The sequence below is a fragment of the Thalassobacillus sp. C254 genome (genome assembly GCF_001310615.1).
Map to the genome: position 1 here is coordinate 1 of NZ_BAXQ01000021.1, position 17,362 is coordinate 17,362.

The following is a 17,362-nucleotide window of genomic DNA, read 5'->3' on the forward strand; positions in this document are numbered from 1 at the left end:
TAAACAATCACTCGTCAACAACTTTTTTATAATTGATTAAAAGCAGTGGAGCTGATTGCGTCGGACTAATAATATATCATCTGGTTATTAAAGAGTCAACTATATTTTAAAAATAAATTCACAGCACATCATCACCCTTTGTTTAATTCATAAGGAAGCCCCCCTGCCCTCGTTTTGGTTATTACTTGTGCACTCTCTTTTTTAAAGGCTTGATATATCTCACGCAATCATTTGGATGAGCGAACCGGCGGTAGAGTCCAAAGATCAATTTGTACTTCTCTTCCATAGCTTTTTTCACTCTGTCGTCTATACGAGAATCTGATAAATCAAGCAGCAGCTCTTCTAACTCCCTCTTTAATATGTATTCCATTTCCTGAGCTTCTTTTCCGTTAATTAATAACCCAAGCATTTGTCCACCTCTTTTATAAAAGTAAAGTCTACTCATATCTTGTCCTCACCTGCATAAAATTATGCTAAGTGACCAGACGGAAGGGGAGCTCCTTTGATATGAGACACATTTGGGTTCTAAATGGCAAAACACTAAAGTATTATGCTCTTGCCACAGTGGCAGCCTTATTTGCTGCCAGCTTCTTATATGCAAGTCAGGCATATATACCGGCTTTTTCTACTGATGAAGGGCCAAGGGCTTTCCATAGAGCAGAGATTGATGAAAAAAAGGCCGCCTTAACTTTCAATATCAGCTGGGGTGATAAACGTGCCCTGCCTATACTTGAAATTCTTGCAGACCACAAAGTAGAAGAAGCAACATTTTTCGTTTCAGCCTCCTGGGCAGAAAGGCACCCTGATATTTTAGAAAAAATAAATGAGGCAGGATACACCATCGGCAACCACGGTTACCAATACGAGCATTATACAGAATGGGAAGAAAGTGAAATGATGCGGGATTTAAATGAAAGCCATCGCAAATTGAAGGAGGTAGGAGGAATCGAGCCAGTCTACTTTCGCCCCCCTCACGGAGATTTTGATGAGAGAGTGTTACAAGCTGTAGATCGATTCGGCTATTCTACAATTCATTGGAGTGTCGGCGGCAGTGATTGGAAAAATCCAGGAGTTGAAACAATTGTAAAAGATATTACAGAGAACACAGAACCTGGTGATGTGATTCTTCTCCACGCTTCAGACTCAGCAAAGCAGACCCATAAAGCTCTCCCTGTGATTCTTAATGACCTCTCTGAGAAAGGATATCAACTTGTTTCATTAGAAGAATTAATTACAGATGGTGAAGCGAAAACTCAAGAAAATAAAGTAATAAAAAACAGCCATTTTCCATGAGGATAAATGGCTGTTTTTATATTATGCTTTCTCTTTTTGGTCTCCTGTCAATCTGTGAAGGGTCAACAACTGCCACGTATTTGCTGTCAGAAGAGGTGCCAGGTAGATCCAGAGCCACTTGGAGTCATTTACTGTTCCAACTGTTAACGCCGGAATCCACTCAATGGTTGTAATAACGTACATGAAAAAAAGAGCCGGGATAAACGTTCTTTTATTCGTGTCTCTCATTTTAAAGTAAGCAACAATTATACTGTACAGTAAGAGTAAGAAAGGCATGATCATATAACCAAAGATGGTTTCATCTCCGTCAGCATAAGCTAAGTATCTAAAATAAATCAGGTCAAATAATACAAATAATATAAGAATGACTTGAATTCGATTCCACAGCTTGACGGATTTAAATAAACCCAAAGCCAAACGATGAATAGTTAAATAAGCAAAAAAGCCCATTTGAGCCACCAGGCTTATGGCTGCACTAATACCCAGCATCCAAAGCAGGCCAAACAAAAAATTTAAGAACCCGCCATCTAAGTACGTATCTAAATCTAATAACACACCAACTATCGCTCCGCTTATTGAGCCAATAATCAGCGTAGTAAAAAACAAATAAACTACTTTCCGAGTATTCAACGCCATCCGCTCCCCTTATGTTCTTACCGTAATGATTTTATCAATCGTGTTGGGAAAAAGCTACCTTATATACTTGTTGTGCATATTTTTTCACATCTCCACTCATATTAAAGACAACTACACTACTGAAAGGAGCGTCCACGTGATGAAAGGTCTTCAAATATTATTTATCCTTGGATTGCTCGTCACATTTGCCTCCGGGTGCGCCACTGTGGAGGGAGGAGAGAACCACGGTGATTATGAAAGTACAAAAGAAATGCTGGTGGACTTATTAAAGACAGATGAAGGAAAGGCAGCCGTAAGAGAAATATTAACTGATGAAGAAGTAAGACAGGATATTGTAATGGAACAAACTTTCGTCCAAAGCACTATACAAGACACGTTAGTATCTCCTGAAGGTAAAGCATTTTGGCAAGAAACCATGAAGGATCCTGAATTTGCCCGGGCACTGGCAGAGAGTATGCGCCAGGAGCATGAAGAGCTCCTTCGGCGTATGATGAAGGACCTGAGTACCAGGCTGTTTTGTTAGAGTTATGGCAAGACCCGGAAATGGATGATAATATTTCTGAGCTTTTACGAAGCAAAGAACACAAACAGCAAATTATGAACGTAATGACAGAAGCCTTTGAGAGCCCCTTCTTTCTTGCAAAGCTCCATGATATTCTAACCGAAGTTTCTGCGGAACGCTTAGAACAGGAAGCAGCTGATCAAGAACAGCAGGAACAACAGGAACAGCAGGAACAACAGGAACAAGAACAGGAAGATCAGCAAGGAGAAGAGGGGGAACAGCAACAAGAACAGCAGCAAGAAGGTGAAGAAGAACCCCAATAAATTCTTTGCCGGCTCTAGTTAAAAAGGCCCCACCTGCTGAGGTGAGGGCCTTTTCCTTTCTATAGAAGAAAATCTATTTACTTACCTGCCTTTTCAATCACTTTTGAAGCGATATCATGATAAATCTGTCCGATCTTATCGTCAGCGTCATACACGGATGGAGCAAAATCTTTCTGATCTATTTCAGGCTGCCCTAGCGGGATACGACCAAGAATGTCTGTTTTTAGCTCTTCGCTTAGTCTTTCTCCGCCACCTGTTCCAAACACATATTCCTTCTCACCAGTCAGCTTGCTCTCAAAGTAAGCCATGTTCTCCACAATACCAAGGATCTGGTGGTTTGTTTTAATAGCCATTGCCCCCGCTCTTGCAGCAACAAAAGCAGCTGTCGCATGAGGAGTAGTCACAATGATCTCCTTACACTCTGGAAGCATCGTGTGAATGTCCAAGGCAACGTCCCCAGTGCCAGGAGGAAGATCTAAAATAAGATAATCAAGTTCTCCCCACTCTACTTCATTAAAGAAGTTATTAAGCATTTTTCCAAGCATAGGCCCTCTCCAAATTACCGGAGCATTATCTTCGACGAAAAATCCCATGGAAATTACTTTTACTCCAAAACGCTCAACAGGATAAATTCTTTCTTCCACCACAGTGGGACGTTCTTCAATCCCCATCATATCTGGCACGCTGAATCCGTAGATATCTGCGTCAATAATTCCAACTTTCTTGCCCTGCCGTGCTAAGGAAGTGGCCAGGTTTACGGAAACGGTAGACTTCCCTACGCCACCTTTCCCGCTTGTTACAGCAATAAACTGTGTCTTATTCTCTTCAGAAAGAAGAGACGGCCCTGAAGCAGCAGCTGGCTGTCCTTGCTCCATGCCTCCATGCTGGCTTACTTCTTCTTTTGTCAACTCATCAAAACGGAGACCGACAGATCCTGCCCCTGCTCCTTTCACAGCGCTTACAATTTCTTGCTGGACTTTCATTTGCTCAGAAGTACCCGTTCTGGCTAATGCAACTTTCAAACTGACGTTATCCCCTTTAATCTTCACTTCTCTGAGACCGCCGGTTTCAACGATATTTTTATTTAGGTCAGGATCATTTATTCCTTTTAAAGCTTCAATCACTTGTTCTTCTGTAAGCAACACGGACACCATCCTTTGACTTTAGAAAATCTTACTATGTATAGCATACCTTTTCTCCCCTGTATTTTTCAAACAGAAAAACACCAGCTCTCATAAATTGAGCCTGGCGTTTTTTTAACTCTCTGCCTTGTGACGGAAGAAAATAAAGAGCTTCCTTCGCCAGGAAAGCCCTTAAAACCAAACTGCACTTACAATGCCAACGGTCACAACCATATAAAGAAGGTTAAGAGGAATACCTATCTTCAAATAGTCAGAAAAACGATATCCACCCGGCCCATAGACAATAAGGTTTGTCTGATACCCTATAGGAGTGGCAAAGCTGGCTGAAGCTGCGATAGCAATGGTGACAAAGAAAGGTACAGGATCAACTCCCAGCTGCGTTGCCATGGCAAGGGATATAGGAAACATGAGTACGGCCGCAGCATTGTTTGTAATGATTTCTGTAAAAACCGAGGTGAGAAAGTAAACAACCAAAATAGCGCCGATGATCCCCGCTCCAGCCGTGAGCTCTACAAAATGTTGAGCAATAAAGGCAGCTGTCCCTGTCTGTTCCAGAGCTATACCTATCCCTATCGCACAAGCAATAAGAATAAGAACATCAAATTGAATATACTTTTTTGCACCTACAAAGGTAATCGTTTTTGTCAAAAACAGAGTCAGAGAGGCAAGGACAGCTGCTTCAAACATGGAAAGTACATTAAAAGCGGCTAACAAAATCATGACAACCATTGTTACTCCAGCAATCAGGGACTTTTTTGAGTCCATGATTTCCGGCTCCTCCAGCGGTGAAACGATATAAAAATCACTTGTGTTAGACCACTTATTTACAAAGTCTTTATTTACGAGAAGCAGTAGTGTGTCCCCCGGCTTTAATTTAATATCTCCGACTTTACTGTTGATTCTCTCGTCATTTCTATGAACGGCAACTATACCTGCATCATACTTACTGCGAAACTTTATTTCTTTTACCGTTTGATTCATCAAAGAAGACTGATGTGATACCACCGCTTCTACTAAGGAAGAGGTGCCGTTTTGAAGGTCTTCAAGTACAAGGTTGGTTCCGGTTTCCACCCTTAAACCCTTGATATTTTGCAAATCCACAATAGTTGAAAGGAGTCCAGTAAAAATCAAACGGTCGTTTGTTTTAATTTTATGGTAGGACGGAACAGGAACGATTCTTTCCCCGTTTCTAATCAGTTCGATGAGATAAAGGCCATTTAAGCTTCTTAGGCCAGCCTCTTCTATCGTTTTCCCCACTAAAGGTGAATTTCCTTCCACAACTGCTTCCGCCAAATATTCCTTAGAACTCTCATCAAAAGACTCTTCAGAGGTTTTCCGGTTAGGCAAGAGCTTGTATCCAATCGTAATCATGAACAAAATCGCTAAGATACTTGCAGGAAGGCCTACAATTGCAAGCTGAAACATTGAGAATCCTTCAAGCCCCTGCTCAAGCATAAAACCGTGGATAACCAGGTTAGTGGACGTACCGATTAAGGTAAGAGTCCCTCCGAAGATCGCTGCGTAAGACAGCGGGATTAAAAATTTTGAAGGTGATATATTTCGTTCTTTGCACCACTTTCGAACAACAGGGGTGAACATGACAACAATAGGGGTATTATTTAAAAAGCAGATAAGCCAGCAATAGGAAGCATCATTGAAAAAGAGATTTTTTAGGCCCTTTGCCAGATCCCAACGCTTTTGTTACCACCTGGTTAAGCATTCCGCTTTGTTTAATTGCCCCAGCTATAATAAAGAGGAGAGCAACAGTGAGCATGCCCTCGTTTGCAAAACCTCTTAGGGCATCTTCCGGCGCAAGTACCCCGGATAGTAAAAGAACAGCCAAAGCTGTAAAAACAATAAAGTCCGGCCGGGCTATTTCTCTTACAAGGCAAATGAGCATGATGAAAACGACTGCCATCACAAAACCTATTTCAAATGTCACTTCTCTCTCCCCCTCTCCTTCACTGCATGTATCTTTACAATTCTTATTAGTTAAGTTGGAATTAAATTTAAAAAAATTTACCAGTGTCTATTCCAGCCTTAATCAGCAGATGAATATTAATATCATATTATTCTCACAAATACGATGTGTCAAGTAGGTTTTAAAAATAAAAAAAGCTTTCGAAAAGAAAGCTTTTCAGATTTACTCCATTTCTTCCCCAGAATAATAACGAAGGAGTCCCTGATAAATAGAAGCCGCTACTTTATCCTGGTATTCTTCTTTGCTAAGCATTGAAGCTTCTTGTGGGTTCGATAAAAATCCAACTTCAATAAGCATCCCTGGAATTGCTGCTTTATCAAGAAGATATATATTGGAAATAGGCTTTGCCTCACGCTTAGTATTTTCTAAATTTCTCGTCAGCTCTGCTTGCACGAACTTTGCAGCCAATTCATTATCAGGTACTGAGCGGTTATAAAACGTTTGTGCCCCGCTCCATTTTGGTGATGGTATAGAATTCAAATGCAGGGAGATAAACATGTCACTGCCTGTTTCATTAATAAGCTCCACTCTTCTTTTTAAATCGGATACTTTTCTGTTACGGTATCCTTTCACGTCCTCTGCGGCTAAATCATGATCCCCTTCTCTTGTCATAAGGACCAGCGCTCCTGATTCCTGAAGATAATCTCTAAGCTTTAAGGAAATATCCAAGGCAATATCTTTTTCTAATAAACCACTATTAGCTACAGCTCCTCCATCTACTCCTCCGTGTCCAGGATCGAGAATTATAATCCTGCCGGATAGGGGGAGCTGCCAGGTAGATAACGAATCGTCGCTATCCCAGTATATTTGTATAAGCCATCCAATGACGGCACAAGCTATAATGACGAAAGTCCCGATTAACCATTTTTTACGCTCATAAGCCGCCCGTCCCCTTCCTCCATGCTTGTTTCATCTATATGAAAGGACGAGCGGGCTTATTCTTTTTATTGCAAGCGTAATAGCAACCTTGTTTTTCCAGTTTCAAATCCTTTTTCCCACCAGTGGACCACAAAGCCATCCACCGCTTCAAACATTTTTTCTTCTTTTGCTTTTGGGTCATGGACCCAGCCATACATAAAGTTATATAGTTCTTTCACAAGAAACTTCACTTCCCTGTTTGCCCGTTCTTTAATGGAAATGTCATCTTCTCCCCTTACTCCTAAACGGCTGTACTTTGCCCCAAGCAGGAAAGAATCAATAGCCAGGTCTACGCAGGCATCCTCCATAAAAGAATATTGAAAATGAAAATTCGGGAACACAGGAATGAAAAATGTTTCTGAAATGGATTGTATATCCTTAATAGACAAAGTGCGAAGTATTTTTTTTCAAAATCCCATTCTTTCTTTCTTCGCCGCTCATTTAATGAAACGATTGTATTGCTCACTTGCATCCCCTCCTTGCCTTTATTATTTGAAAGGAGAGCCACTGCATGCAGTGGAAAAGAAGGAGGATTAGTGGCCGTGGAGGTGAAAATTAACCAATTATCAACCAAATAAAAAACAGGTGAAGTCCCCCAACGCGTGTGTTTTCCTTTTATATTTGTATGGTTGCTTTTTGCTGCATCCAGATAAGGGACGTCTCAAATAATTCTTTTTCAAAACGGTAACTGGAAAAAGTATGATCTGCTCCTGCAATATAAGACCATTCGACCGTTCCTTTTTGTCTTTCTTGAAGAGCAGATGCATATTTAGCTGTATTTTCTTTTGGAACATCTTCATCCTCTTCCGCATGAATAAGGAGGACGTTTTTTCAAACCTCTTCACTGATTTTAACGGGTCAAAAGAAGTTAAGGACTGAAAAAAAGGAGGCTTTAGATAAAAGCCGTCATAATCATAAGCTCCTTCTTTTTCTGCAACGATTTCCGCTTCCTTCCCAACAATGGATACAATGTCCTTATAAGGTCCGCAACCGGAGACCAGAGAATGAGACGAGAAACCCTTTCGTCCTCCGCTGCTGTTAAAGAGGAGACTGCACCGCCCAGACTATGACCGATTACTGTGATGTCCATTTCATCTACAAAAGGCAAGTTACTAACGTAATCAAGAGCACCTTTGACTTCCCGAATTTTCCGGGTCAAAGTAATTTCTCCGTAGTCGCCTTCACTATCACCACACCCGCTGAAATCAAAACGAAAAACAGTAAATCCCTCATCCGTGAACTTTCTTGCTGCTTTAACAAACATTCTATGCTCCCCCACTTTGCTTCCTACAAAACCGTGAACTAACACTATAGCTAGGGTTTCTTCTTCCATCTTTTTATCAGGAACATGAACCACCCCTGATAATGACAAGCCACCGACTGTGAAATGTACACTTTCTTCCTTCATAGTGGTTCTCACTCCTTTTTCAAAATACTCCGGTTTATGTTTAATTTTATATTAAGTATATTATTCTTATTTGTCAACTCGGAATTAAAGTGCCATTTATTTTGTTACATAAAATGCCTGCCCCCAGCTTATCCTAATAGAAATTCAGTCTGAAGGAGGGCAAGCTATGAGATTTGATGTGTCTCTTGTGTCACGGGTAAGCGAGGATATAGAGGATTCTGCAAAAAGACTGAGGGAAATTGTGAATTCTCCACAGGAGCTTTCAGCGGAACTTCAAAAAATTGAAAGCTGTGTTCGCTCTCTGCAATCCTTATCGGAGGGTCAGAATCAGGCAGGGGCCAATGCTGCCAATGCCCAGCATGCCCCAGACCAAAATCAGACCTAAGAAAATATGTTGAGGGTGCAAATCGATTCTCCTTTAAAAAATGATCAGCCTTCGCACATGTAATTAAGGGTTACAAACGTGGCAGCGAAGAGGGTCTTCGTACTCCTTTCCCTTCGGACATTGCACTTCATGTTTGCAGCTGCATTTTTTACAGCTGTATACATGAGCAAGCAGTGCTTCCGTAGGAAACCCGCAGCCTGCGCAAGGTAAGCCTTTCTTATGTTCCGTTACTTCAAAGCCAGGGGCTGAACAAGAAGGACATAAAGAAGTAATCTTAGATACAAGATCCTGTGCAGCAAGTTCGATATTTTTCATGCGGGTGGGATTATACATAGCCTCATGTCTGTTTCAATGCTCAGAAGCTTTGAAGTTTTTTTCCAAAAACCAAATGATGTATTAGCCGGTCTGGAAAGACTCTCTACTGCCCTTTTCAGCTCTTCAGTGCTTGTGATTCCTTTGATGATGTCTTTACTTTTCCTACTGTCATTACTTCTTTTCACAATGAGGCCGTGCTCTGGAAATCCAGCCGACTTCGCAAATTCTTCAGCTTCCTTAAATGATGCGATCTCTTTTTGGGCAGCGTTTGTATTGCTGTTGGCAGCATAGCCGATTATTTCAACTCCCTGTTTTTGATCAATACACACTATAAGCTCTCTGTTATAAGGCACGTGGGAAAAAACGGGGTGAGCTCCAAATGACCCTTCGCTGGCTATTCCGATATCTAAGCCCGTTTGTTTCATCGCAGCCATTGCTTTTTTTCTTGCTGCCTCAAGCTGGTTCCCCGCTCTTTTTACTTCTTTTGTAAACGTGCCAAAAGAATCTGAATCAAAGGATTCAGGAACAACTGCTTCAAGTGCAAGCTCGCGTTCGAGTATCGGTCCAATCACTTTCTCTTTTTTATGCATTGTGGCTATCACACATTTACGGTTTAAAAAAAGCTCTTTAACATCCTCATTCATATTCTGCTGGTTATCTCCTTGTTATAAAATCAATGTTCGTTTGTTTATATTATATCCTGAATTCGCCTCTTTCCCTATTACATGTGTGAGCAAAAATAAAAAGCTTATGTAACTATCCAGATAAGAAAAGACCCCCAACCATATTGGTTGAGAGTCTTGGAATGTAGATATATTAACGCTTTGAGAACTGAGGAGCACGACGAGCTGCTTTAAGACCGTATTTCTTACGCTCTTTCATACGTGCGTCACGAGTTAGGAATCCAGCACGCTTAAGTGGCTGACGGAAGTCAGGATCCACATCAAGAAGCGCGCGAGCGATACCATGACGGATTGCACCAGCTTGACCAGTGAAGCCGCCTCCGTTCACGTTTACTTTTACATCATATTGACCTTCTGTTCCAGTTTCGTTTAAAGGCTGCTTTACAACAAGCTTTAACGTTTCTAGATCAAAGTACTCGTCCAAGTCACGGCCATTAACAGTAATGTTTCCGTCACCAGGTACAAGGTGAACACGAGCTACAGAATTTTTACGACGACCAGTACCGTAGTATTGCACTTGTGCCAAAGTTAATACCCTCCTTTTTTATTATCCGCGAAGTTCGTAAACTTCTGGTTGTTGTGCTTGGTGCTTATGTTCCGGACCTGCATATACGTGAAGCTTCTTCCTTGCTGGCGTCCTAGGGAGCTTTTGGAAGCATGCCTTTAACCGCAAGCTCAATAAGTCTTTCTGGTTTCTTGTCACGCATTTCTCCAGCAGTAGTCTCTTTCAAGCCACCTGGATGTTGGCTGTGACGATAGTATTTCTTATCGCGAAGCTTTTTCCCAGTCAAGTGGATTTTCTCAGCATTGATAATGATAACATTGTCACCAGTATCGATGTGAGGTGTGAATTGAGGCTTGTTCTTACCGCGAAGAATAGATGCAACTTCACTAGCAAGACGACCTAATGTTTGACCTTCAGCGTCAATTACGTACCATTTGCGTTCTACTTCGCCTGGCTTTGCCATATATGTTGTACGCATCGATGTCCCTCCTAAATCTTTCAATTATTAACGTTCGTCTATTTAACAATCATCATTTACGATTCATTCCGATTCCCGGGGCTAGTGGGAATTTGAAATGCCAAATAACATCATATAATATATGGAACCCAATGTCAATGCCTGTACACCAGGATGAGTTGCTTTTTTCAGGTGCCTGGCACCTTTTCTGATTTCAATCAAGTATTGCTTCTGTAGCAAGCGTTTTACGCATTCCCCTGTTACACTCCCATTACAAAAGAGGAAGGTGCCAGGCACCTAATAAACTACTTCCCACAGAAACAATCCATGTCCTGGCACGGTTGGTCCGGCGGCTTCCCGGTTACATGCCCGAATAGCAGCTCCTACACTCTCAGGTTCCGCTTCCCTTTGCCTACTTCAAGCAGTGTCCCTACGAGAATCCTTACCATGTTATACAAAAAGCCGTTCCCCCTGAAGACGAAGATGATCTCATCACCCTCTTGAAGAACCTCTGCTTTAAATATGGTGCGCACTTTATCTACGACATCAGTATTGGCGGCACAGAAAGAAGAAAAGTCATGCCTTCCGATTGTTTGACTGACTGCCTCACGCATAGCGTTTATATCAAGTTGATCAGGCACATAGTAGGTGTAGTGCCGTCGAAATACATCCTTTGCGGGTCCGGTCAGCACGCGGTACCGATACTCCTTTTCTTTTGCCCCGTAACGGGCATGAAACCCGCCTTCCACATATTCAGCTTCTTTAACCTGAATATCTCTCGGCAGAAAAGGAGTGAGCGCCTGGAACCACTTGTCTTCTGGCACAGCAAGGGGAGTGTCGAAATGAACGACCTGGCCGTATGCATGGACGGTGGAATCTGTCCTTCCTGAGGCTGTAACCTTTGTCTTTTTACCTTTATGAATCTTTTCAAGAGCATCTTCAAGACAGCTTTGAACCGTACGCTGTCCGGGCTGAACCTGCCACCCGGCAAAATGAGTGCCGTCATATGCTATTTTACATTTCACTCTTCTCATAGGGTTCCTCCAACTATCAGCCTCTTATGGCAAAAATTAAGATACCAAAGGCCGCAACAATGATACAAGCTGCGGTGTCCCGCTTCCTCCAGACTAACTCTCTCAGCTTTGTTCTCCCCTCGCCTCCGTTGTAACCCCTCGCCTCCATCGCATACGCTAAATCTTCCGCCCTTTTAAAGGCTCTCATAAACAAAGGGACAAGAAGAGATACAAAAGCCTGGGAGCGGTCTTTGACTGTTCCCTTGGTAAAATCTGCTCCCCTGGCCGCCTGAGCTTTTAGTATTTTCTCTGTCTCTTGTAAAAGAGTAGGGATAAATCGAATAGCAATGGACATCATTAAGGCAATATCATGGGCGGGCACACCAATCTTTTTCAATGGAGAAAGCATGATTTCAAGGGCATCTGTTAAATCAATAGGACTTGTGGTTAAGGTAAGTAAAGAAGTTATAAAAACGAGAAGGAATAAACGCATCGAAATGAAAAAACCCTGCTCCAATCCCCCTGAGTAAACAGTAAAAGCTCCAAAGGAATAAAGGAGCTCTCCTTCGTTTGTAAAAAAAGCATGAAGTAAAAAGGTAAATAAGATAAGAATAGAGATGGGGAGCATGCCTTTCCAAATGTAACGAATTGGAATACCTGAGATCGAAAATACAAAAAGGGCCCCGGCAAACAAAGTACCATAGCTTACCCAGCTATTAGCCAGGAAAATAACAAACACAAAGAGAAAAACGACAATTAATTTAGCTCTGGCATCAAGGTGATGCATAAGAGAACGACCAGGGATGTACTGACCAATGATTACGTTTTGAAACATACTCATTTTCTTCCTTCCTTCCCTTTACCAATCTCTTCAGCAGCCTGTGCAGCCGAAAGCGCTTTAGAAGAAAATGCCACGTCCCATTCTTTTTCCAGCATATTTAATAATCGAACCGGCTCTGGAAGGTCTAAGTCCAATCTAAGCAAGTCCTCTTCTCTTTGATAAACTTCCTGAGGACTTCCGCTCATTACTATTTTTCCTTCATTCATCACGTAAATGTTATCCGCTAATCGAGCAGCTTCTTCCATTTGATGAGTGATCATAATAGTTGTAGTTCCCTTTTCTTCATGCCATTTCTTAAAGAGACTAATTATTTCCTCTTGTCCTTTAGGATCAAGACCGGCTGTCGGTTCGTCCAGGATTAAGATTTTAGGATCCATCGCCAGCACACTTGCGATAGCCACCCTTCTCATTTGGCCCCCGCTTAGATCAAAGGGAGATTTAGAAAGAATGCGTTCTGGAAGCCCTACCTTTTCCAGGAGAGCTGGAAGTTCTTTTTTTACAGCCACTACATTTTTGCCCATGTTTTTAGGCCCAAATAATAAATCTGCCTCCACGGTATCTTCAAACAACTGGTGCTCGGGATACTGAAACACCATTCCTACCTGTCGTCTGACAGCTTTTATCTCTTTTCGTTTTGCTTTCGCATGAAGGATCTTCCCGCCGACCAATACTCTTCCTTCCGAAGGTTTAATCAGACCGTTAACATGCTGAACAAGGGTTGATTTTCCTGAACCAGTACGTCCAATCACAGCAGAAAAGGATCCAGATGGAAAATGAGCCGAAACGTTATTAAGTGCCAGCGCTTCAAACGGCGTCTTTTTCATATAACGGTGTGTAACGTTCTCAAACTTGACCTCCATCTAAAACTCCTCCCTTAGCTGTAGAACCTTTGCTGCCTCCATCGTATGCCCTCTTTTATCCAGTTCAAAATAAAGCTCTAACCCAAAAGGAAGAGGAATACCTTTATCTTTCGCCCAGCTTAATTCTTCTATCATTTTCATTGGGGTGCTGTCTTTAATAATCGCTCCATCTTCTATGTAAAGGATTCTATCAGCAGCTAATGCGTCATGAAAGCTGTGAGTGATCATAATGACAGTGACCTCTTGTTCATGATGAAGCTTTCTAATCGTTTCAATTACTTCCTTGCGGCCTTTAGGATCGAGCATGGAGGTCGCTTCATCAAAAATCATTACCTGAGGATTCAAAGCCAGAATTCCAGCTATCGCTACTCGCTGCTTCTGACCGCCGGACAAGCGATGCGGCTCATAATCAAGCAGGTCTGTAATCCCAGTTTTAGTTGAAACATTTTCAATCCTTAATTTCATTTCAGAGCGATTTATACCGGCATTTTCCATGCCAAATGCTAAATCATCCCTGACCGTAGGTGCAACAAATTGATGGTCGGGATTTTGAAAGACCATTCCTACTCTTTGCCGAATGGTGGGAATATCCTCTTCATTTGCTGTTTCTTTGTTATCTATAACTACTCGTCCTTTTTCAGGAAGGAGTAATCCATTAAAGAGTTTGGCAAGAGTAGATTTCCCTGAACCATTAGGACCGATGACAGCCACCCACTCACCTTTTTGGACAGACAGTGATAGATCTTCCAGTATCCAATTTTCTTCCTCGGAGTAGCGGAAATAAATCTCATGAAAATTTGCTACGGCTGTCATGGTGGCCACCTTCTTTCTTGTACTTTAGAAAGCTTTCTTTGTTAACATTATTATTGTAATAGGTTAACAATGTAAACTCAATGATGCTTATTCATAACAAAGGATCGCACAAAGCCTGTGATCTTTAAAAAAGGTCTCAGAGACAAGAGACAGACCTTCTGCCTACAAAAAAAGGGCACGGACAAAGCACCAACTTGGTCTCGTCCTGCCCTTACGGATCTATTAGATTACAAAAGGTATCAGTTACCTTATATTACACGAATTCAATAATAGACATCTCTGCAGCGTCTCCGCGGCGAGGGCCTACTTTAAGAATACGAGTATAACCGCCTTGGCGGTCTTCATAGCGAGGAGCAATCTCGTCAAATAGCTTTTGTACAGCATCTTTTCCAGACTCCTCATCAGCTGTTTCAAGACGGATGAAAGCAGCTGCTTGACGACGGGCGTGAAGATCTCCACGCTTGCCTAAGGTTACCATTTTTTCTACGATTGGACGCAATTCTTTTGCTTTAGCTTCTGTAGTCTCGATACGCTCATTGATGATTAAGTCAGTTGCCAAATCACGGAAAAGAGCTTTACGAGCAGAGCTGTCACGTCCTAGCTTTTGGTATGCCATGAATATTCCCCTCCTTTTTACTCAAACTACCTAAAAGGCGTCTATTCTTCATCACGAAGGCCGAGTCCGAGTTCACCCAGCTTTTCTTGTACTTCTTCTAATGATTTCCGGCCCAAGTTACGAACCTTCATCATATCTTCTTCAGACTTCTGGCTTAACTCCTGAACCGTGTTAATGCCTGCACGCTTCAAGCAGTTATAAGAACGCACAGAAAGATCAAGCTCTTCAATGGTCATTTCAAGGACTTTTTCCTTTTGGTCCTCTTCCTTTTCAACCATTATTTCAGCATTTTGAGCCTGATCTGTGAGACCTACAAAAATATTCAAGTGTTCCGTCATGATTTTGGCTCCAAGAGACACCGCTTCTTCCGGACGAATACTTCCATCTGTCCACACATCAAGTGTTAATTTATCAAAATTAGTCACTTGTCCAACACGTGTGTTTTCTACCTGGTAGTTCACACGAGAAACTGGAGTGAAGATAGAATCAACTGGAATTACACCAATTGGCAGGTCGTCGCTATTATTTCCTTCAGCTAATACATAGCCGCGTCCGCGTTTAGCAGTCATGCGCATATGAAGATTAGCTCCAGAGTTTAGAGTAGCAATATGAAGATCCGGGTTCAATACGTCAACATCACTGTCAAACGTAATGTCTTTTGCAGTTACAACCCCTTCACCTTGTGCATCAATTTCAAGAACCTTCTCTTCGTCAGAGTAAATTTTAAGTGCAAGCTTTTTTAAGTTTAAAACAATCGTAGTTACGTCTTCAACGACACCTTCAATTGTTGAAAACTCATGCAGTACACCATCAATTTGGACTGTCGTAACAGCAGCTCCTGGAAGGGAGGATAATAGGATACGGCGCAAGGAATTTCCTAGAGTTGTACCATAGCCACGCTCTAATGGCTCAACAACAAACTTGCCGTACTTGGCATCCTCGCTTAGTTCAACCGTCTCGATATTAGGCTTTTCGATTTCGATCATATATTTATACCCTCCTTCAAAACGTCGAAACTCCGGCAGACCTGCTTAAGCCTAACCGGAATTTTCCCTTAGGCAGTTTTTGACCACATTTCCATCCTTACACGTCAACAATACGTAAGACGTTTCCGTCCAATAAGTGTTGCGCCTTACCCATTATTAACACTTATAGGAAATTCCATACTTCTGTGGTGTTATACTCTGCGACGTTTTGGCGGGCGGCAGCCATTATGAGGTACTGGAGTTACGTCGCGAATGACGCTGATCTCAAGACCGGTTGCTTGCATGGAACGAATAGCCGCTTCACGACCAGCTCCAGGTCCTTTAACTGCTACTTCTACAGTTCTCATGCCATGCTCCATTGCAGCCTTAGCAGCTGTTTCAGCTGCCATTTGAGCAGCAAAAGGAGTAGACTTACGAGAGCCTTTGAAGCCTAGTCCACCTGCACTTGCCCAAGAAATTGCATTTCCTTGTGTGTCGGTGATTGTGATAATCGTGTTGTTAAAAGTTGAACGAATGTGAGCCACTCCAGTCTCTACATTCTTACGCTGACGGCGTTTACGAGTGTTTGTTTTGGCTTTTGCCATGTTAGACTGACCTCCTTTTCATCTATTATTTTTTCTTGTTAGCTACTGTACGACGAGGACCTTTACGAGTACGAGAGTTATTCTTCGTATTTTGACCGCGCACCGGCAATCCACGACGGTGACGGATACCACGGTAAGATCCGATTTCGATTAGACGCTTGATATTTAGAGACTTTTCCCGGCGAAGGTCACCTTCAACGGTGAAACCATCGATTGCACTACGGATCCGGCCAAGCTCTTCTTCAGTTAAATCACGAACGCGAGTATCTTCAGAAACACCAGCTTCTTTCAAAAGTTCAGAAGCAGCGCTTTTTCCAATTCCATATACGTAGGTGAGAGAAACAACTACTCGCTTGTCACGAGGAATGTCAACACCTGCTACACGTGCCATCTATTGAGCACCTCCTTATATTATCCTTGCTTTTGTTTATGCTTAGGGTTTGAGCAAATGACCATGACCTTTCCATTACGGCGAATAACTTTACATTTTTCGCAAATCGGTTTAACAGATGGTCTGACTTTCATGTCTATTTACCTCCTTAACTGCTCGGAGTACATTCGAGAGTATAACACGCTTCGGACTAATTATTGCCGACTGGAATAGACATACTATTACTTATAGCGATAAGTGATCCGTCCGCGGGTTAGATCATACGGGGAGATTTCAACTGTTACTTTGTCACCAGGAAGAATTCGGATAAAGTGCATGCGAATCTTTCCGGAAACATGAGCTAAAATCTTGTGGCCATTTTCGAGTTCTACTCGAAACATGGCATTTGGAAGCGGCTCTAGTACCGTCCCTTCCATTTCAATAACATCATCTTTGGCCATGAATTTACTCTCCTTCCTTCAGTAATTCGAGATGCTGCTGTGAGAACACACCAAGAGCAAATCTGAGTTTCGCATTGGTGACACGTCCGGTTTCCTCTATGCTTCGTATCACTTCATCAGAGATATGGGGAAGGGGCTCTATATGATTCACATTTTTCTTCTTAGCCTTATCAAACTTTCGCTTGTCTCCATCAGCCAGCAGAAGAAAACGTTCATCTAACACCCCAACGACGACAGCATACTGTCCAGTATCCCGTCCCTTTTGATACG

The 17,362-nt window shown here is 42.2% G+C and carries 24 protein-coding genes and 3 pseudogenes; 3 read left to right on the forward strand and 24 right to left on the reverse strand.

Annotation, left to right across the window (positions count from 1 at the left end):
* Positions 1-181: 181 nt before the first annotated feature.
* Positions 182-409: a hypothetical protein gene (locus JCM19033_RS16375; RefSeq protein WP_054637092.1), complete on the reverse strand. Its 228-nt coding sequence runs from the start codon at positions 407-409 to the stop codon at positions 182-184.
* A gap of 98 nt (positions 410-507) precedes the next feature.
* On the opposite strand from JCM19033_RS16375, the gene pdaB reads away from it, so the two are divergent.
* Complete coding sequence (gene pdaB / locus JCM19033_RS16380; RefSeq protein ID WP_054637093.1) at positions 508-1,293, forward strand: polysaccharide deacetylase family sporulation protein PdaB; 786 nt, start codon at positions 508-510, stop codon at positions 1,291-1,293.
* A 21-nt stretch (positions 1,294-1,314) separates the two neighbouring features.
* On the opposite strand, the gene JCM19033_RS16385 is transcribed toward pdaB, so the two are convergent.
* Positions 1,315-1,923, reverse strand: coding sequence for a KinB-signaling pathway activation protein (locus JCM19033_RS16385; RefSeq protein WP_054637150.1), 609 nt, complete (start codon positions 1,921-1,923; stop codon positions 1,315-1,317).
* A gap of 145 nt (positions 1,924-2,068) precedes the next feature.
* Here JCM19033_RS16385 and gerD point away from each other — a divergent pair.
* A pseudogene (gerD, locus tag JCM19033_RS22565) lies at positions 2,069-2,754 on the forward strand (spore germination lipoprotein GerD).
* A 77-nt stretch (positions 2,755-2,831) separates the two neighbouring features.
* Here gerD and JCM19033_RS16400 read toward each other — a convergent pair.
* From JCM19033_RS16400 to JCM19033_RS16425, 7 genes are all read right to left on the reverse strand, one after another.
* The gene (locus JCM19033_RS16400) at positions 2,832-3,896 is read right to left on the reverse strand and encodes an Mrp/NBP35 family ATP-binding protein (protein WP_054637151.1); all 1,065 of its coding nucleotides are present in this window, start codon (positions 3,894-3,896) and stop codon (positions 2,832-2,834) included.
* Positions 3,897-4,067: 171 nt separating this feature from the next.
* A complete protein-coding gene (locus JCM19033_RS16405) occupies positions 4,068-5,495 on the reverse strand; it encodes an SLC13 family permease (protein WP_269758316.1) in 1,428 nt (475 codons plus the stop codon).
* A gap of 52 nt (positions 5,496-5,547) precedes the next feature.
* Positions 5,548-5,838, reverse strand: coding sequence for an SLC13 family permease (locus JCM19033_RS26325; protein WP_269758317.1), 291 nt, complete (start codon positions 5,836-5,838; stop codon positions 5,548-5,550).
* A 201-nt stretch (positions 5,839-6,039) separates the two neighbouring features.
* On the reverse strand, positions 6,040-6,735 hold the full coding sequence (gene cwlD, locus JCM19033_RS16410) for an N-acetylmuramoyl-L-alanine amidase CwlD (RefSeq protein WP_054637096.1): 696 nt from the start codon (positions 6,733-6,735) through the stop codon (positions 6,040-6,042).
* Between the two features lie 86 nt (positions 6,736-6,821).
* Complete coding sequence (locus tag JCM19033_RS16415) at positions 6,822-7,196, reverse strand: DUF2521 family protein (protein ID WP_083465528.1); 375 nt, start codon at positions 7,194-7,196, stop codon at positions 6,822-6,824.
* Positions 7,197-7,410: 214 nt separating this feature from the next.
* Positions 7,411-7,611 (reverse strand): prolyl oligopeptidase family serine peptidase, encoded by a 201-nt coding sequence (locus JCM19033_RS28380; RefSeq protein ID WP_083465529.1) that lies wholly within the window; start codon positions 7,609-7,611, stop codon positions 7,411-7,413.
* 76 nt (positions 7,612-7,687) lie between these two features.
* On the reverse strand, positions 7,688-8,203 hold the full coding sequence (locus JCM19033_RS16425) for an alpha/beta hydrolase (protein WP_054637099.1): 516 nt from the start codon (positions 8,201-8,203) through the stop codon (positions 7,688-7,690).
* 166 nt (positions 8,204-8,369) lie between these two features.
* On the opposite strand from JCM19033_RS16425, the gene JCM19033_RS16430 reads away from it, so the two are divergent.
* Entirely contained in the window at positions 8,370-8,588 is a 219-nt protein-coding gene (locus tag JCM19033_RS16430) for a hypothetical protein (RefSeq protein ID WP_054637100.1), read from the forward strand.
* Positions 8,589-8,651: 63 nt separating this feature from the next.
* Here the strand turns inward: JCM19033_RS16430 and JCM19033_RS24400 are convergent, their stop codons facing one another.
* The 15 genes and pseudogenes from JCM19033_RS24400 to JCM19033_RS16510 all read right to left on the reverse strand — a co-directional run bounded on the left by JCM19033_RS24400 (position 8,652) and on the right by JCM19033_RS16510 (position 17,315).
* The gene (locus JCM19033_RS24400; RefSeq protein ID WP_054637101.1) at positions 8,652-8,903 is read right to left on the reverse strand and encodes a DUF6671 family protein; all 252 of its coding nucleotides are present in this window, start codon (positions 8,901-8,903) and stop codon (positions 8,652-8,654) included.
* Complete coding sequence (locus tag JCM19033_RS16440) at positions 8,900-9,547, reverse strand: DUF6671 family protein (protein WP_054637102.1); 648 nt, start codon at positions 9,545-9,547, stop codon at positions 8,900-8,902. Before JCM19033_RS16440 ends, JCM19033_RS24400 begins: the two co-directional genes overlap by 4 nt.
* 172 nt (positions 9,548-9,719) lie before the next feature.
* Positions 9,720-10,112: a 30S ribosomal protein S9 gene (gene rpsI / locus JCM19033_RS16445; protein ID WP_054637103.1), complete on the reverse strand. Its 393-nt coding sequence runs from the start codon at positions 10,110-10,112 to the stop codon at positions 9,720-9,722.
* A gap of 21 nt (positions 10,113-10,133) precedes the next feature.
* A pseudogene (gene rplM / locus JCM19033_RS16450) lies at positions 10,134-10,569 on the reverse strand (50S ribosomal protein L13).
* A gap of 276 nt (positions 10,570-10,845) precedes the next feature.
* A pseudogene (gene truA / locus JCM19033_RS16460) lies at positions 10,846-11,582 on the reverse strand (tRNA pseudouridine(38-40) synthase TruA).
* Between the two features lie 16 nt (positions 11,583-11,598).
* Positions 11,599-12,396: an energy-coupling factor transporter transmembrane protein EcfT gene (locus JCM19033_RS16465; protein WP_054637152.1), complete on the reverse strand. Its 798-nt coding sequence runs from the start codon at positions 12,394-12,396 to the stop codon at positions 11,599-11,601.
* 2 nt (positions 12,397-12,398) lie between these two features.
* Positions 12,399-13,262: an energy-coupling factor transporter ATPase gene (locus JCM19033_RS16470; protein ID WP_054637106.1), complete on the reverse strand. Its 864-nt coding sequence runs from the start codon at positions 13,260-13,262 to the stop codon at positions 12,399-12,401.
* Complete coding sequence (locus tag JCM19033_RS16475) at positions 13,263-14,075, reverse strand: energy-coupling factor transporter ATPase (RefSeq protein WP_054637107.1); 813 nt, start codon at positions 14,073-14,075, stop codon at positions 13,263-13,265. It abuts the gene before it with no gap.
* Between the two features lie 253 nt (positions 14,076-14,328).
* Positions 14,329-14,691 (reverse strand): 50S ribosomal protein L17, encoded by a 363-nt coding sequence (rplQ, locus tag JCM19033_RS16480; RefSeq protein ID WP_054637108.1) that lies wholly within the window; start codon positions 14,689-14,691, stop codon positions 14,329-14,331.
* A gap of 41 nt (positions 14,692-14,732) precedes the next feature.
* Positions 14,733-15,677, reverse strand: coding sequence for a DNA-directed RNA polymerase subunit alpha (locus JCM19033_RS16485; RefSeq protein WP_054637109.1), 945 nt, complete (start codon positions 15,675-15,677; stop codon positions 14,733-14,735).
* 191 nt (positions 15,678-15,868) lie between these two features.
* Positions 15,869-16,261: a 30S ribosomal protein S11 gene (gene rpsK / locus JCM19033_RS16490; protein WP_054637110.1), complete on the reverse strand. Its 393-nt coding sequence runs from the start codon at positions 16,259-16,261 to the stop codon at positions 15,869-15,871.
* A 25-nt stretch (positions 16,262-16,286) separates the two neighbouring features.
* Positions 16,287-16,652, reverse strand: a complete 366-nt coding sequence (gene rpsM, locus JCM19033_RS16495) for a 30S ribosomal protein S13 (RefSeq protein ID WP_054637111.1) — start codon at positions 16,650-16,652, stop codon at positions 16,287-16,289.
* A 20-nt stretch (positions 16,653-16,672) separates the two neighbouring features.
* Positions 16,673-16,786 (reverse strand): 50S ribosomal protein L36, encoded by a 114-nt coding sequence (rpmJ, locus tag JCM19033_RS16500; RefSeq protein ID WP_054637112.1) that lies wholly within the window; start codon positions 16,784-16,786, stop codon positions 16,673-16,675.
* A gap of 87 nt (positions 16,787-16,873) precedes the next feature.
* On the reverse strand, positions 16,874-17,092 hold the full coding sequence (gene infA, locus JCM19033_RS16505) for a translation initiation factor IF-1 (RefSeq protein WP_054637113.1): 219 nt from the start codon (positions 17,090-17,092) through the stop codon (positions 16,874-16,876).
* A gap of 4 nt (positions 17,093-17,096) precedes the next feature.
* Positions 17,097-17,315 (reverse strand): RNA-binding protein, encoded by a 219-nt coding sequence (locus JCM19033_RS16510; protein ID WP_306301379.1) that lies wholly within the window; start codon positions 17,313-17,315, stop codon positions 17,097-17,099.
* Positions 17,316-17,362 lie beyond the last annotated feature (47 nt).

What these genes read in the sequence shown, in the direction of transcription:
- JCM19033_RS16375 (WP_054637092.1), bottom strand. Translation starts at nt 409, where the DNA reads ATGCTTGGGTTATTAATTAACGGAAAAGAAGCTCAGGAAATGGAATAC.
- pdaB (WP_054637093.1), top strand. Translation starts at nt 508, where the DNA reads ATGAGACACATTTGGGTTCTAAATGGCAAAACACTAAAGTATTATGCT.
- JCM19033_RS16405 (WP_269758316.1), bottom strand. Translation starts at nt 5,495, where the DNA reads ATGTTCACCCCTGTTGTTCGAAAGTGGTGCAAAGAACGAAATATATCA.
- JCM19033_RS16425 (WP_054637099.1), bottom strand. Translation starts at nt 8,203, where the DNA reads ATGAAGGAAGAAAGTGTACATTTCACAGTCGGTGGCTTGTCATTATCA.
- JCM19033_RS16430 (WP_054637100.1), top strand. Translation starts at nt 8,370, where the DNA reads ATGAGATTTGATGTGTCTCTTGTGTCACGGGTAAGCGAGGATATAGAG.
- JCM19033_RS24400 (WP_054637101.1), bottom strand. Translation starts at nt 8,903, where the DNA reads ATGAAAAATATCGAACTTGCTGCACAGGATCTTGTATCTAAGATTACT.
- JCM19033_RS16440 (WP_054637102.1), bottom strand. Translation starts at nt 9,547, where the DNA reads ATGAATGAGGATGTTAAAGAGCTTTTTTTAAACCGTAAATGTGTGATA.
- JCM19033_RS16465 (WP_054637152.1), bottom strand. Translation starts at nt 12,396, where the DNA reads ATGTTTCAAAACGTAATCATTGGTCAGTACATCCCTGGTCGTTCTCTT.
- JCM19033_RS16470 (WP_054637106.1), bottom strand. Translation starts at nt 13,262, where the DNA reads ATGGAGGTCAAGTTTGAGAACGTTACACACCGTTATATGAAAAAGACG.
- JCM19033_RS16475 (WP_054637107.1), bottom strand. Translation starts at nt 14,075, where the DNA reads ATGACAGCCGTAGCAAATTTTCATGAGATTTATTTCCGCTACTCCGAG.
- rplQ (WP_054637108.1), bottom strand. Translation starts at nt 14,691, where the DNA reads ATGGCATACCAAAAGCTAGGACGTGACAGCTCTGCTCGTAAAGCTCTT.
- JCM19033_RS16485 (WP_054637109.1), bottom strand. Translation starts at nt 15,677, where the DNA reads ATGATCGAAATCGAAAAGCCTAATATCGAGACGGTTGAACTAAGCGAG.
- rpsK (WP_054637110.1), bottom strand. Translation starts at nt 16,261, where the DNA reads ATGGCAAAAGCCAAAACAAACACTCGTAAACGCCGTCAGCGTAAGAAT.
- rpsM (WP_054637111.1), bottom strand. Translation starts at nt 16,652, where the DNA reads ATGGCACGTGTAGCAGGTGTTGACATTCCTCGTGACAAGCGAGTAGTT.
- rpmJ (WP_054637112.1), bottom strand. Translation starts at nt 16,786, where the DNA reads ATGAAAGTCAGACCATCTGTTAAACCGATTTGCGAAAAATGTAAAGTT.
- infA (WP_054637113.1), bottom strand. Translation starts at nt 17,092, where the DNA reads ATGGCCAAAGATGATGTTATTGAAATGGAAGGGACGGTACTAGAGCCG.